The sequence below is a fragment of the Saccharothrix australiensis genome (genome assembly GCF_003634935.1).
Classification (GTDB): Bacteria; Actinomycetota; Actinomycetes; order Mycobacteriales; family Pseudonocardiaceae; genus Actinosynnema; species Actinosynnema australiense.
This window is the reverse complement of the sequence record NZ_RBXO01000001.1, coordinates 3,478,819-3,495,081: the sequence shown is the minus strand read 5'-3', so window position 1 is coordinate 3,495,081 and position 16,263 is coordinate 3,478,819. Positions and strand designations below refer to the sequence as shown.

Here is a 16,263-nt window from a genome sequence, read left to right as displayed (position 1 = left end):
CGGCCTTCCCGCGGGCGGTCCGGTACCCGAGCCGGCTTCGCACCGCCACCAGGCCGAACCGGCTCCACACCGCGAAAAAGCCGCGCGTGCCACCGGGAACCGGTGACGCGCGCGGCCTCCGCCCGCCTACAGGCGGTCCAGCCAGGTGGCCACGGCCTCGGCCGTCGTCCCGGCGTGGGACTCCATCACGGTGAAGTGGTTGCCCGGCGTGTCCAGCGCCTCGTGCGCACCGGCCCACGTCGACCGCCACTCGCCGTCCCGGTTCCACGCGAACAGCGGTTCCGCGGCGCGGACCAGGAGGGTGCGGGCGCCGATCTCCCGCGGCCGCCAGTCGCGGTAGAGGCGGAAGTAGGCCCCCATCGCCGTGAGGCGCGCGTCGTCCAGCGGTGTGTGGCCGTCCTCGCGGTCCAGCATCCCGTCGGTCAGGTCGCCCTGGATGCCGGTCAGCGCGTCGCCGTCGTGCGAGTAGATGTCGATCAGCACGACCGCCGCCGGTCCACCCTCGCCGTCGAGGCGGGCGGCCAGCTCGTGCGCCAGCATCCCGCCCGACGAGTGCCCCAGCAGCACGTACGGCCGGTCGCCGACGTACGCGCGCAACGCCTCCGCCTGCGCCTCCGTCACCGCCTCGACCGAGGCGGGCACCGGTTCGGAGGCCAGGAAGCCCGGCGCGGGCAGCACCGCCACCTCGCGCCGGTCCCGCAGCGCCGCCGCGAACCGCGTGTACTGGAAGGGACCGGAGATGGCCAGGATCGACGGCAGGCACACCACCACCGGCCCCGGCCCCGGCGCCAGCCGGGTCACCGCGAGCGGCGCGGGCAGGTCGGCCGGGGCGGCGAAGGAAGGCCGGAACTCCGAGGCCGCGATGAGCAGCGGCAGGAACTCCGACATCCGGCCCGCTCGCGCCGCCTGCCGGTACATCGTCGTCACCGTGTCGGCCGCCGCCGGCTCGGGCGCGGCGCCCGCGACGGCTTCCGCGAGGACGGCCATCACGCGCTCCGGGGTGGGGTGGTCGAACAGCAGGGTCGCCGGCAGCGCGCTCCCGGTCGCGGCGACCAGGCGGTTGCGCAGCTCCAGCGACGTCAGGGAGTCGAAGCCCAGCTCCAGGAACGGCTGGTCGGGCGCGATCGCGTCCGGGTCGTGGCCGAGCACCGCGCCCGCTTGGCCGCGCACCAGGTCGAGCAGCGCGGCGGCGCGGTCCGGCCCGGACATCGCCGCGAGCGAGCGGGCGTACTCGGCCGGGTCGTGCCGTGCCGCCGCCGCCCGCCGGGACGGCGCGCGGACCAGGCCGCGCAGCAGCGGCGGCAGCAGCCCGGCGGACGCCTGCTCGCGCAGCGCCGCGAAGTCGACCCGCACGGGCAGCGCGACCGGCAGGTTGGCGGCGCAGGCCCGGTCGAACAGGGCCAGGCCCTCGTCGGAGGCCAGCGGCACCAGGCCGGAGCGCGCCATCCGCCGCAGGTCCACCTCCGCCAGGTCGCCGGTCATGGCGCTGCGCCGCGCCCACAGGCCCCACCCGAGGGCGACGCCGGGCAGGCCCGCCGCGCGCCGGCGGGCGGTGACGGCCTCGACGAACGCGTTGGCCGCCGCGTAGTTGCCCTGTCCGGGACCGCCGAAGGTGCCGGCGGCGGAGGAGAACACGACGAACGCGGTCAGGGCGTGGTCGCGGGTCACCTCGTCCAGCGCCAGCACGGCGTCCACCTTCGGGCGCAGCACGCGGTCGACGCGCTCGGGCGTCAGCGACCCGATCACGCCGTCGTCCAGGACGCCCGCCGCGTGGATCACGCCCCGCAGCGGCCGGTCGGGCGGCAAGCCCGCCACGGCGGCGCGCAGCGCGTCGGGGTCGGCGGCGTCGCACGCGGCCACGGCCACCGCCGCGCCCAGCCCGCGCAGCTCCTCCGCCAGTTCGTCGGCCGCGCCGCGGCTCACCAGCAGCAGGCCGCGGACGCCGTGCGCGGTCACGAGGTGCCGGGCCACGAGCCCGCCCAGCACACCGGTCGCGCCGGTGATCAGCACCGTGCCGTCGGGGTCGAACACGACCGGGTCGGTGTCGGCGGCGGGCACGCGGACCAGGCGCGGCGCGGTGATGCCGCCGTCCCGCACGGCGAGCTGCGGCTCGTCGCAGGCCAGCGCGGCGGCCACCGCCGCGCCCGCGCCGTCGAGGTCGAGGTCGAGGTCGAGGTCGAGGAGGCTGAACCGGCCGGGGTTCTCCGACTGGGCGGACCGGACGAGGCCCCACACCGCGGCGACCACCGGGTCGTCGGCCCGGACGCCCGCGGTGACGACGACGAGCCTGCTCGCCGCGCACCGCGGGTCGGCCGACCAGTCGCGCAGCAGGTCAACGACCCGCAGCAGGGTGGCGCGGGTGGCCGACGCCGGGTCGCCCGCCGCCGGGACCACCGGGCACAGCACGGCGGCCGGCACCCCGCCCGCGACCAGGGAGGCGAGGTCGGGGTGGCTCGCGTAGCGCACGCCGGCCAGGTCCAGCGCCGCGCCCACCTTCAGCTCGTCCTCGCCCAGCACGGCGAAGGTCAGCTCGCCGGGTGCGCCCGGCGGCACCTCCACCCAGTCGACGCGGAACAGCGACTCCGCGCCCGCCGGGCCGGTCGGCGCGGCGCGCAGGGTGAGGCCGCCGACGACGCCGACCGGCGCGCCGTCCCCGTCGGCGAGGTCGAGGCGGATCACGCCGTCGTCCACTTCGGACAGCCGCACGCGCAGCCGGTCCGCGCCCGCGACGACCGCGCTCACCCCGGACCACGTGAACGGCAGGCCACCGCCGCCGAAGCCCGCGACGGCGATCGCGTGCAGCGCCGCGTCCAGCAGCGCCGGGTGCAGCGTGTGCCCGCCGGGGTCGACGGGCAGCTCGACCTCGGCGAACACCTCGTCGCCGTGCCGCCAGGCCGCGCGCAGGCCCTGGAACGTCGGGCCGTACTCCAGCCCGGCGGCGGCGAGGTCGTCGTAGAGGGTGTCCAGGGCGACCGGCTCGCCCGGCGGCGGCCACGCGGTCAGGTCCACCGCCACCTCGCCGCGCGGGGCCAGCACACCGGTCGCGTGGGGCGTCCACGGCTCGTCGACGGCCCCTTCGCGGCGCGAGTGCACGGCGAGGGCGCGCCGACCCGCCTCGTCCGGACCGTCCACCACCAGGCGCAGCTGCACCGCCGCGTCGGACAGCACCAGCGGCGCGGCGAGGGTCAGCTCCTCCACCAGCGCGCAGCCCACCTCGTCGCCTGCGCGCAGCGCGAGCTCCACGAACGCCGTGCCGGGCAACAGCACCGTGCCGCCGAGGGCGTGGTCGGCCAGCCACGGGTGCGTCCGCGTGGACAGCCGGGCGGTGAACACGACGCCGTCCGAGCCGGGCAGCTCGGCCGCCGCGCCCAGCAGCGGGTGGTCGGCCGCGCCGAGGCCGGCGGCGGACACGTCGCCGGGCGCGTCGACCAGCGTCGGCCAGTAGCGGGTGTGCTCGAACGCGTGCGTCGGCAGGTCGACGACGACGCCGGGCGCGAGCGCGGACCAGTCCGGCTCCACCCCGGCCACCACGACCTCCGCCAGCGACGCCAGCGCCCGGCGCAGGCCGCCCTCGCCGCGCCGCAGCGTGCCGACGACCGCGCCGCCGGCGGCTTCCCACGTCTCCTGGACGCCCATCGTCAGCACGGGGTGCGGGCTGACCTCGATCGCCACGTCGTGGCCGTCGGCGGCCAGGCGCTCCACCGCGCCCCGCAGGTCCACGGTGCCGCGCAGGTTGCGGTACCAGTAGGCGGCGTCCATCTCCGCGCCGGTCAGCACCTCGCCGGTCACGGTCGAGTACAGCGGCACGGTCCCCGGCCGGGGCGTGATGCCGCGCAGCGCGGCCACGATGTCGTCGGCCAGCGGCTCGACCTGCGCCGAGTGGGACGCGTAGTCCACCGCGATCCGCCGCGCCCGCACGCCGTGGTCGTCGCACCAGGCTCGGAGGCCGTCCAGCGCGGGCACCTCGCCGGACACGACGACGGAGCCCGGCCCGTTGACCGCCGCGACGGACAGCCCGGCGAACCTGGCGACGAGCGCCTCCGCGTCGGCGGCGGGCAGCGCGAGGGACACCATGCCGCCCCGGCCGCCGATGCGCGTGATCAGCCGGGACCGCTCGACGACGACCGCCGCGCCGTCGGCCAAGGTCAACGCGCCCGCCACGACGGCGGCGGCGATCTCGCCCTGGGAGTGCCCGACGACCGCCGCGGGCTCGACGCCCCACGACCGCCACAGCCCCGCCAGCGACACCATCACCGCGAACAGCACCGGCTGCACGACGTCGACCCGCTCGAAGTCGCCGGACCGCAGCACCTCGTACAGGTCCCAGTCGACCAGCGGGTGGATCGCGGCGGCGCACCCCGCCATCCGCTCGGCGAACGCGGGCGAGGTCTCCAGCAGCTCCACCGCCATGCCCGCCCACTGCGAACCCTGGCCGGGGAACACGAACACCACGCGACCCGACCGGGCCGCCGTGCCGCGCACGACACCCGGCGACGCGGGCAGCCCGCCGGCCAGCTCGTCCAGCCCCCGCACGAGTTCCTCGCGGGTCGCGCCGACCACGACCGCCCGGTGGGCGAACCGGGTCCGCGCCACGGCCAGCGAGTGCGCGAGGTCGAGCGGCCGGACGTCCCGGTCCGCCACGAAGTCGCGCAGCCGCGCGGCCTGCGCGCCGAGCCCGGCCGCGGTGCGGGCGGACAGCAGCACCGGGACGAGCCGCTCCTCGGGCTCGGCCGGCGCGTCCGGTGCGGGCACGTGTTCGAGGATGACGTGCGCGTTGGTGCCGCTGACGCCGAACGACGACACCGCCGCCCGCCGCGCGCGACCCACCTCCGGCCACGGCCGGTTGTCGGTCAACAGCTCGACCGCGCCCTCCGACCAGTCCACGTGCGACGACGGCTCGTCCACGTGCAACGTCTTCGGCAGCACGCCGTGCCGCATCGCCATGACCATCTTGATGATCCCGGCGACACCCGCCGCCGCCTGCGTGTGGCCGATGTTCGACTTGATCGAACCCAGCCACAGCGGTTCCGACCGGTCCTGCCCGTAGGTCGCCAGCAGCGCCTGCGCCTCGATGGGGTCGCCCAACGTGGTGCCGGTGCCGTGCGCCTCCACGGCGTCCACATCGGACGGACGCAATCCGGCGTTCGCCAACGCCTGGCGGATCACCCGCTGCTGCGACGGACCATTCGGCGCGGTCAAGCCGTTCGACGCGCCGTCCTGGTTCACCGCCGAACCCTTGACCACGGCGAGCACGCGGTGACCGTTGCGCCGGGCGTCGGACAGCCGCTCCACCAGCAACATGCCGACGCCCTCACCCCACCCGGTGCCGTCGGCGGCGGCGGCGAACGCCTTGCACCGGCCGTCCGGGGCCAGGCCGCGCTGCCGGCTGAACGCGATGAACGTGCCGGGCGTCGACATCACCGTCACCCCGCCCACCAGCGCGAGGTCGCACTCCCCCGCCCGCAGCGCGTGCGCGGCCATGTTCAACGCCACCAACGACGACGAGCACGCCGTGTCCACCGTCACCGCCGGGCCCTCCAGCCCGAACGTGTAGGCCACCCGCCCGGACGCGACGCTGCCGGACGTGCCGGTGCTCAGGTACGCCTCCAGGTCCTCGGCGGCGAGTTGCAGGAGGTTCCCGTAGTCGTTGTACATCACGCCCGCGAACACGCCCGTCCGGCTGCCGCGCAGGGAGCGCGGGTCGATGCTGGCCCGCTCGACGGCCTCCCACGACGTCTCCAGCAGCAACCGGTGCTGCGGGTCCATCGCCAGCGCCTCGCGCGGCGAGATGCCGAAGAAGCCGGGGTCGAAGTCGGCCGCGGTCGCCAGGAACCCGCCGGAGCGGGTGTAGCTGGTGCCGGGCCGGTCCGGGTCGGGGTCGTAGAGCGCCTCGACGTTCCAGCCGCGGTCGGTCGGCAGGTCGGTGACGCCGTCGCCACCGGTCGCGACCAGCCGCCACAGGTCCTCGGGCGAGGCGACACCGCCGGGGAACCGGCACGCCATGCCCACGATGGCGATGGGGTCGTCGGCCGACGCCGTCGCCCGCGCCACGTCGACCGCGACGTCCGCGCCGGACAGCTCGGCCAGCAGGTGGTCGGCCAGCACGCGCGGCGTCGGGTAGTCGAACACCAGCGTCGCGGGCAGCCGCAGCCCGGTGTCCGCGCCCAGCGCGTTGCGCAGCTCCACGGCGGTCAACGAGTCGAACCCGAGGTCGCCGAACGTGTGCAGCGGGTCGACCGCCGCCGCGCCCGCGTGCCCGAGGACCGCCGCGACGTGGCCGCGCACCAGGTCCAGCACGTGCCGGTCCCGCTCGTCGGCGTCGAGCCCGGCCAGCGCGCGGGCCAGGTCGGAGGAGTCGGCGCGGCGGCTCGCGGCGCGGCGGACCGGCGTGCGGACCAGGCCGCGCAGCAGCGGCGGCGCGGCGTCGCGGAACGCCGCCAGGTCCAGCCGCATCGGCACGAGCAGCGCGTCCGGCGCGCCCAGCGCGACGTCGAACAGGTCGAGCGCCTCGGCGGTGGGCAGCCCCGCCGCGCCCGCGCGGGCCAGCCGGCGGCGGTCGGCCGCGCCGGTCAGGGCGCTGTCGTCGGACCACAGGCCCCAGGCCAGGGACGTGGCGGGCCGGCCCGCGGCGCGGCGGCGCGCGGCGAACGCGTCGAGCCAGGCGTTGGCGGCGGCGTAGTTGGCCTGGCCGGGGGTGCCGAACACCCCGGCGGCGGAGGAGAACACCACGAACGCCGTGAGGTCGTGCTCGCGGGTCACCTCGTCGAGGACGGTGACCGCGTCGACCTTGGCGCGGAACACGGCGTCGAGCCGTTCCGGGGTCTGGGCGGTGAACACGCCGTCGTCCAGCACGCCCGCCGCGTGCACGACGGCGGACAGGTCGCGACCGGCGACCAGGGCGGCCACGGCGTCGCGGTCGGCGGCGTCGGCGGCGGCCCAGGTGACCTCCGCGCCGAGCGCGCGCAGGTCGGCGGTCAGCTCCGGCACCTCGCCGCGCCGGCTGAGCAGCAGCAGGTCGCGGACGTCGTGCGCGGTCACCAGGTGCCGCGCGACGTGCCCGCCCAGCGTGCCGCTCGCGCCCGTGACCAGCACCGCCCCGGACAGCCGGACCTCGGCGTCCGGTCGTGGCGCGCGGACCAGCCGGGGCGCGGTCACGACGCCGTCGCGCACGGCCACCTGGTGCTCGCCCACCACGAGCGCGCCGAACGGCACCGGCCGCGAGTCGTCGGTGTCGACCAGCACGATGCGCCCCGGGTGCTCGGACTGGGCCGAGCGCAGCAGGCCCCACACGGCGGCCTGCGCGGGGTCGGGGTCCTCGCCCACCGCGCCGCGGGTCACGACGAACAACGGGCCGTCGCCGTCCTCCAGCCACGCCCGCGCCACGTCCAGCGCCCATGCGGCGGTCTCGCGCGGGTCGCCGCCGGGACAGGTCGCCACCGCGGCCTCCGGCGCGTCCGGCACGGCGACCGACGCCCACCGCACCGCGTACAGGGACTCGACGTGGCCACCGCGGATCGCGTCGGGCGCGAGCGGCCGGAGGGTCAGCGACGCGACCTCCGCGACGGGCGCGCCGGTGTCGTCGGCGAGGGTCAGCGACACCGCGCCGCCGGCGCGGGACACCTTGACCCGCAAGGACTCCGCGCCCGTGGCGTGCAGGCGGACCCCGCTCCACGCGAAGGGCAGCACCGGCGCGCCGCCCGCGACGTCGACGAACCCGCCCAGGCCGATGGCGTGCAGGGCGGCGTCCAGCAGGGCCGGGTGCAGGCCGAAGCCCGCGACGTCGCGGGTCGTGGCGACCTCGGCGTAGACGGCGTCGGCGGTCCGCCACGCGGCCCGCAGGCCCTGGAACGCCGGACCGTAGCGCAGGCCGGCGGCGGCCAGCGCCGGGTACAGGTCGGCGACGTCGACCGGGTCCGCGCCGGCGGGCGGCCACTCGGGCAGGCCGGTCGGCGCGCCCGCGTCGGCGGTGAGGCGGCCGGTGGCGTGCCGGACCCACGGCTCGTCGTCGTGGCGGGAGTGGACGGTGACGGTCCGCGCGCCGGTGTCGTCCGGTGCGGTGACCGCGACCTGGACGTCGACCGGCCCGGTGAGCGGCAGCGGCGCGTGCAGGGTCAGTTCGGCCAGGGTCGGGCAGCCGACCTGGTCGCCCGCGTGGACGGCGAGGTCCACCAGCGCCGCGCCGGGCAGCAGGGGCACGTCGCCCAGCGCGTGGTCGGCCAGCCACGGGTGGGCGTGCAGCGACAGCCGCCCGGTGAGCAGGACGCCGTCGGCGTCGGCGAGGGCGACCAGCGCGCCGAGCAGGGGGTGGTCCGCGTGGCGGAGGCCGGCGTGGGCGAGGTCGCCCGCGTGCGCGACGCCGGAAGGCCAGAACCGCTCCCGCTGGAACGCGTAGGTGGGCAGGTCGACGCGCCGCGCGCCGGTGCCCGCGAAGAACGCCGCCCAGTCGACGGCCGCGCCGTGCGCGTGGGCGGCGGCGAGCGCGGTGGTGGCGGTGTGGACCTCCGGGCGGTCGCGGCGCAGCAGGGGCGCGGCGGCGGAGTCGGCGGCCACCTCCCGGACCACGGCGGACAGCACGCCGTCCGGACCGAGTTCGAGGAACGTGCGCACGCCCTGGTCGTGCAGGGCGGTGACGGCGTCGGCGAACCGCACCGCCTGCCGCACCTGCCCCACCCAGTACTCCGGCGACCGCCACTCGTCCGTCACCGGCTTGCCCGTCACCGTCGACACCGCCGGGATATCCGGGGCGGAGTAGGTCACGCCCTCCACGACGGCCCGGAAGTCGTCCAGCATCGGCTCCATCAGCACCGAGTGGAACGCGTGGCTCACCGTCAACCGCTTGGTCTTGCGACCCTGCGCCGCAAGGCCCTCCGCGATCGCCTGCACTTCTTCCTCAACGCCCGACAGCACGATCGACGACGGACCGTTCACCGCCGCCACCGACACACCCGGCGTCAGCTCGACCTCGGCCTCGGCCGCCTGCACCGCGACCATCGCCCCACCCTCGGGCAGGGCCTGCATCAACCGACCGCGCGCGGCCACCACCTTCGCGGCGTCCGCCAACGACAGCACACCGGCGACGTGCGCGGCGGCCAACTCGCCGATCGAGTGCCCCGCCACCGCGTTCGGCCGGACGCCCCACGACTCCAGCAGCCGGAACAGCGCCACCTCGACGGCGAACAGCGCGGGCTGGGCGTGCTCGGTGCGGTCGATCGGCTCACCGCCCTCGAACACGGTGTCCCGCAACGGGAAGTCGAACTCGGCGCACACCGCGTCGAACGCGTCGGCGAACACCGGGAACGCACCGTACAGCTCACGGCCCATGCCGACCCGCTGCGCGCCCTGACCGGTGAACAGGAACGCCACCCGGCCCTCGGCGGCCGTCCCGTGCACGACACCGGCGGCGGCCGTGCCGTCGGCGAGCGCGGCCAGCCCCAGCAGCACCTCGTCGGCGTCCGAGGCCACGACCACCGCCCGGCACGGCAGCGCGGACCGGGTGGTCGCCAGCGAGCAGGCCAGGTCCAGCGGCGCGACACCGGTCGCCCGCACGTGGTCCAGCAGCCGTTCGGCCTGCGCGCGCAGCGCTGCCGGCGAGCGGCCCGACACCGGCAGCGGCAGCACCGGCAGCCGCCGCACCGGGGCGTCCACTTCGGACTCCGCGACGGGAGCCTCCTCCAGCACCACGTGCGCGTTGGTGCCGCTGATGCCGAACGACGACACCGCCGCCCGCCGGGGCCGCTCGCCCGCGGGCCACGGCCGCGCCTCGGTCAGCAGCTCCACGCCGCCCGCCGACCAGTCCACGTGCGGCGACGGCTCGTCCACGTGCAGCGTCCTGGGCAGCACGCCGTGGCGCATCGCCAGCACCACCTTCATGACCCCGGCGACACCCGCCGCGGCCTGCGTGTGGCCCAGGTTGGACTTCACCGACCCCAGCCACAGCGGCCGGTCCGCCGGGCGCTCCTGCCCGTAGGTCGCCAGCAGGGCCTGCGCCTCGATGGGGTCGCCCAGGGTGGTGCCGGTGCCGTGCGCCTCCACCACGTCCACGTCGGCCGCCGACAGCCGGGCCGACGCCAGCGCCTGCCGGATCACGCGCTGCTGCGACGGGCCGTTGGGCGCGGTGAGGCCGCTGCTCGCGCCGTCCTGGTTGAGGGCGGAGCCGCGCAGCACCGCCAGCACCGGCCGCCCGTTGCGGCGGGCGTCGGACAGCCGCTCCACCAGCAGCATGCCCGCGCCCTCGCCCCAGCCGGTGCCGTCCGCCGCCGCCGCGAACGGCTTGCAGCGCCCGTCGGCCGCGAGACCGCGCTGGCGGCTGAAGTTCACGAACGCCGCCGGGCTGACCATCACCGTGACGCCGCCCGCCAGCGCCAGGTCGCACTCGCCCGCCCGCAGGGCCCGCGCCGCCCAGTGCAGCGCGACCAGCGACGACGAGCACGCCGTGTCGATGGTGATCGCCGGTCCCTCCAGGCCCAGGGTGTAGGCGACCCGGCCGGACGCGATGCTGCCGGAGTTGCCGGTGCCCAGGTAGCCCTCGACGCCCTCGTCCGCCGACTGCTGGAGCAGGCCCACGTACTCGTGGTACATCACGCCCGCGAACACGCCCGTCCGGCTGCCGCGCAGCGACGCGGGCGCGATGCCCGCCCGCTCGACGGCCTCCCAGGACGTCTCCAGCAGCAACCGCTGCTGCGGGTCCATCGCCAGCGCCTCGCGCGGCGAGATGCCGAACAGCTCGCGGTCGAAGTCGGCGACGCCGTCGAGGAAGCCGCCCTCGTCGGCGTAGGAGGTGCCCGCGTGGTCGGGGTCCGGGTGGAACAGGCCGTCCAAGTCCCAGCCACGGTCGTCGGGGAACGGGCCGATGCCGTCGCCGCCGTCGGCGACCAGCCGCCACAGGTCCTCGGGTGTGCGGACACCGCCGGGGAACCGGCACGCCATGCCGACGATCGCGACCGGCTCGGTGTCCCGCTCCTCGGCCTCGCGCAGCCGCCGCCGCGCCTCGCGCAGGTCGCCGGTCGCGCGCTTGAGGTAGGCGAGGTACTTGTCCTCGTTCGCCATGTGAGTCACCTTGGTGGGCCGGTACGGGTGGGTCAGAGCTGGCCGAGTTCGGCGTCGAGCAGGTCGAAGAGCTCGTCCGCCGTCGCGTCGTCGAGGGTGTCGTCCGCCGGTCGCGGCCGGTCGTCCCACGCGGCGAGCAGGGCGCGCAGCCGCGTGGTCACGGCGGCCCGCTCGTCGTCGGACGCGCGCACCGCCGCGAGCGCCCGCTCCAGGTCCTCGATGCCGGCGTGGACGGCCCGGACGCCGACCGCGCCGGGCAGCGGCAGCGCGGCCAGCAGGTGCTCGGCGAGGTCGGCCGGCGTCGGGTGGTCGAAGACGAGCGTGGTGGGCAGCCGCAGGCCGGTCTCCGCGTCGAGCCGGTTGCGCAGCTCCACGGCGGTCAGCGAGTCGAAACCCAGGTCCAGGAACCCGCGGTCCGGCGCGACCGCCGCGGTCGAGGTGTGGCCGAGGACGTGCGCGGCGCTCGTCACCACCAGGTCCAGCAGGGCGCGCCCGCGCTCGGCCTCGGGCAGCGCCGCGATCCGCTCGGCCAGGGCGTCCGCGTCGCCGGTCGGCGCGGCGACCGCGGCGCGCCGGCGGGTCGGGCGCACCAGGCCGCGCAGCAGCGGCGGCGTGCCGGTGGCGGCCATCGCCGCCGGGTCCAGCCCGATCGGCAGCGTCACCGGCGCCTCCGCGCGGAGCGCGGCGTCGAACAGGCGCAGCCCCTCGTCCTCGGACAGCGGGCGCACGCCGGCGCGGGCGAGCCGGTCGGCCTCGCCCTCGGCCATGCCGACCGCCCACGGGCCCCAGGCGAGGGACGCGGCGGGCAGGCCACGCTCGCGGCGGTGCTCGACCAGCGCGTCGAGGTAGGCATTGGCGGCGGCGTAGTTGGCCTGGCCCGCGTTGCCGAACGTGCCCGCCGCCGAGGAGAACACCACGAACGCGGACAGGTCCGCGGTCAGCTCGTGGAGGTGGGTGGCGGCGTCCGCCTTCGGCGCGAGCACCCGGTCGCAGCGCTCCGGCGTCAGGGCGGTCAGCACGCCGTCGTCCAGCACGCCCGCCGAGTGCACGACGGCCGTCACCCGGCGGCCGGCCAGCAGCGCCGCGACGGCGTCCCGGTCGGCCACGTCGCACGCCGCCCACTCGACGGTCGCGCCCAGCGCGGTCAGCTCGGCGGTCAGCTCGGCGTCCTCGCCGCGCCGGCCGACCAGCAGCAGGTCGCGGACGCCGTGGGCGCGCACCAGGTGGGCGGCGACCACGCGGCCGAGCGCGCCCGCCGCGCCGGTCACGAGCACCGCGCCGGAGCCGAACGAGACCGGCGGTCCGTCCGCGGCGGGCACCCGGACGAGGCGGGGCGCGTGCGGCACGCCGTCGCGGACGCGCACCTCCGGCTCACCGGTGGCCACGGCGAGCGGCGCCGATTTCGGGTCGTCCGCCTCGACGAGCGCGAACCGGCCGGGGTGCTCCGACTGCGCGGAGCGGACCAGGCCGCGGACGGCGGCGTGCGCCAGGTTGCCGGGGCGGGTCACCACGACCAGCCGGGCCGCGGTGTCGAGCCCGACCCACCGCTGGGCGGCGGCGAGCACGAGCCGGGTCGCCTCCCGCACGTCCTCGGTGTCCGGCACGGGCAGCAGCACGGCGTCGGCGACCTCCGCCGGGTCCTCGCACGTCCGCACGCCGGGCACCGCGCCGAGCGCGGCGATGTCCAGGGCGGCGATGTCCAGGGCGGCGGGGTCGGCGGCGGGCACGGGCGTCCACTCCACCGCGTACAGGGAGCGCACGGGGACGTCGTGCCGGACCTCGCGCAGCACCAGCTCGTCCACGGACAGCACGGGGTTCCCGTCGAGGTCGGTCGCGAGCACGGCCACGCCGCCGGCCACGGGCGACAGGCGCACCCGCAGCGCCGCCGCGCCGGACGCCCACAGCGCCACACCGCGCCACGCGAACGGCAGGCCGCCGCCCGCCGCGTCGCCGAGGCCGATGGCGTGCAGGGCGGCGTCGAGCAGCGCCGGGTGCAGGCCGAACCCGTCGGGCTCGACGGGCAGCGCCACCTCGGCGTACACGTCGCCGCCGTGCCGCCACGCCGCTCGCAGGCCCCGGAACACCGGGCCGTACTCCAGGCCCAGCCCGGCGAGCGCGTCGTAGTAGCCGTCCAGGTCCACGGGTTCCGCGTCGGCCGGGCGGTCGAACCCGGCCGGTGGCGCGCCGGGGGTGGTCAGCGTGCCGGACGCGTGGCACACCCACTCGGAGTCGTCGGTGCGCGCGTGCACGTCGACCGTGCGGGGGTCGCCGTCGCCCACCACGACGCGCAGCCACACCGACCCGTGCTCGGGCAGCACCAGCGGCGCGCGCAGGGTCAGGTCGGCGAGCGCGCCGCACCCGACCTGGTCGCCGGCCGCCACCGCGAGGTCCGCGAACGCCGTGCCGGGCAGGAGCGCCGAGCCGCCCACGAGGTGGTCGGCCAGCCACGGCTGGTCGGCGAGCGAGAGCCGCCCGGTGAGCACGACCCCGCCCGTGCCGGGCACGGACACGACCGCGCCGAGCAGCGGGTGGTCGGCCGGGTCGAGCCCGGCGGCCGAGACGTCGCCGACGCCGGGGCGGGCGTCGATCCAGTAGCGCTCCCGCTGGAACGGGTAGGTCGGCAGGTCGACGCGGCGGCCCCGGAGCAGGGCGGTCCAGTCGACCGCTGTGCCGCGCACGTGCGCGGTGCCGACCGCGCGGAGGACGGCCGCCGCTTCCGGTGTGCCGGGGCGCAGCGCGGGGACGGCGGTCACGCCGCCCACGCAGTCCTGCGCCATCGCCGACAGCACACCCGCCGGTCCCAGTTCGAGGAACGTGTCCACGCCCTGCTCGTGCAGGGTGGTGACGGCGTCGGCGAACCGCACCGCCTGCCGCACCTGCCCCACCCAGTACTCCGGCGACCGCCACTCGTCCGTCACCGGCTTGCCCGTCACCGTCGACACCGCCTGGATCTCCCGCTCGCCGTACGTCAACGACTCCGCGACCTCCCGGAACCCGGCCAGCATCGGCTCCATCAACACCGAGTGGAACGCATGACTCACCGCGAGCCGCTTCGTCTTGCGCCCTCGCGCCGCAAGACCTTCCGCGATCACCAGGACTTCTTCCTCGACACCGGACAGCACCACCGAGGAAGGCCCGTTCACCGCCGCGACCGACACACCCTCGGTCAAATCCAACTCAGCCTCGGTCGCCTGCACGGCAACCATCGCGCCACCCTCGGGCAACGCACCCATCAGTCGGCCACGCGCCTTCACCAACGTGGCAGCGTCCTCCAACGACAACACACCCGCCACATGCGCGGCAGCCAACTCACCGATCGAATGCCCGGCAACGAAATCAGGCTTCACACCCCACGACTCGAACAACCGGAACAACGCCACCTCAACCGCGAACAACGCCGGCTGCGTGAACTCCGTCCGATCAATCCGATCCGCACCCAAGTCGCCCAACGGCATGTCGAACGCGGCACACACCGCGTCGAACGCTTCCGCGAACACCGGGTACTTGTCGTGCAGCTCACGGCCCATCCCGACCCGCTGCGCACCCTGACCCGTGAACAGGAAGGCCAGTGGTCCCTTGCTCGCCGTGCCGCGCACGACCGAGGGGTGGTGGCCGCCGCCGGCGAGGGCGTCGAGCGCCGTCGACAGTTCCCCCCGGTCGTCGGTGACGATCACCGCGCGGTGGGAGAACGACGTGCGGCCGGTGGCGAGCGAGTACGCGAGGTCGGCGGCGGCCTGGTCGGCCGAGTGGTGGGCCAGGTGGTCGGCCAACCGCGCGGCCTGGGCGCGCAGGGCGTCGTCACCACGCGCGGACAGCACGAACGGCACGATCCCGTCCTCGGCGGTCGGCGTGACCGGCTCGTCCGGGGCTTGTTCGACGATGACGTGGGCGTTGGTGCCGCTGAACCCGAACGACGACACACCCGCCCGACGCGGACGACCCACCACCGGCCACGGCCGGTTCTCCGTCAACAACCCCACCGCACCCGAAGACCAGTCCACATGCCGCGACGGCTCATCCACGTGCAACGTCCTCGGCAACACACCCTCACGCATCGCCATGACCACCTTGATGATCCCGGCAACACCCGCCGCAGCCTGCGTGTGACCGATGTTCGACTTCACCGAACCCAACCACAACGGCTCGTCACGACCCTGACCGTAAGTCGCCAACAACGCCTGCGCCTCGATCGGATCACCCAAAGCCGTACCCGTACCGTGCGCCTCCACAACATCCACATCGGACACGGAAAGCCCAGCACTGCTCAACGCCTGCCGAATCACCCGCTGCTGCGAAGGACCATTCGGCGCCGTCAACCCATTCGACGCACCATCCTGGTTGATCGCCGAACCACGCACCACCGCCAGCACACGGCGACCGTTGCGCCGGGCATCCGACAGGCGCTCCACCAGCAGCACACCCGCGCCCTCGGACCAGCCGGTGCCGTCGGCGGCGGCCGAGAACGCCTTGCACCGGCCGTCCGGCGCGAGCCCGCGCTGGCGGCTGAACTCGGTGAACGGCGCGGGGCTCGCCATCACGGTCGCCCCGCCCGCCAGCGCCAGGTCGCACTCCCGGTTCCGCAGCGCCTGCACGGCCAGGTGCAACGCCACGAGCGACGACGAGCACGCCGTGTCCACCGTCACCGCCGGACCCTCCAGCCCGAACGTGTAGGCCACCCGCCCGGACGCGACGCTGGCCGCCGTGCCGGTGCCCAGGTAGCCCTCCACGCCGTCCGGCGCGCCGTGCACCAGGGTGGAGTAGTCGTTGTACATGATCCCGGTGAACACGCCGGTCCGGCTGCCGCGCAGCGACACCGGGTCCAGCCCGGCCCGCTCGACGGCCTCCCACGACGTCTCCAGCAGCAACCGGTGCTGCGGGTCCATCGCCAGCGCCTCGCGCGGGTTCACCCCGAAGAAGTCCGCGTCGAACCACGAGGCGTCGCGGAGGAAACCGCCCTCCTCGACGTACGACGTGCCCGCCCGGTCGGGGTCCTCGTCGAAGAGCCGCTCGACGTCCCAGCCGCGGTCGGTCGGGAACGGGCCGATGCCGTCGCGCCCCTCGGCGACCAGTCGCCACAGGTCCTCGGGTGCGGTGACGCCACCGGGGTAGCGGCAGGCCATGCCGACGATCGCGATCGGTTCCGCCGCGGCGGCCGTCACCTCGTCCAGGCGGGTGCGCGCCTCGTGCAGGTCGGCCGTGACCCGCTTGAGGAAGTAG

General features: G+C 76.4%; 1 protein-coding gene and 1 pseudogene. Both read right to left on the bottom strand.

What is annotated here, in order from left to right:
- Positions 1-126: 126 nt before the first annotated feature.
- On the bottom strand, positions 127-11,046 hold the full coding sequence (locus C8E97_RS15400) for a type I polyketide synthase (protein ID WP_121006138.1): 10,920 nt from the start codon (positions 11,044-11,046) through the stop codon (positions 127-129).
- A 32-nt stretch (positions 11,047-11,078) separates the two neighbouring features.
- Positions 11,079-16,256, bottom strand: a pseudogene (locus tag C8E97_RS15395) (SDR family NAD(P)-dependent oxidoreductase); the annotation flags it as partial.
- Positions 16,257-16,263: the final 7 nt, after the last annotated feature.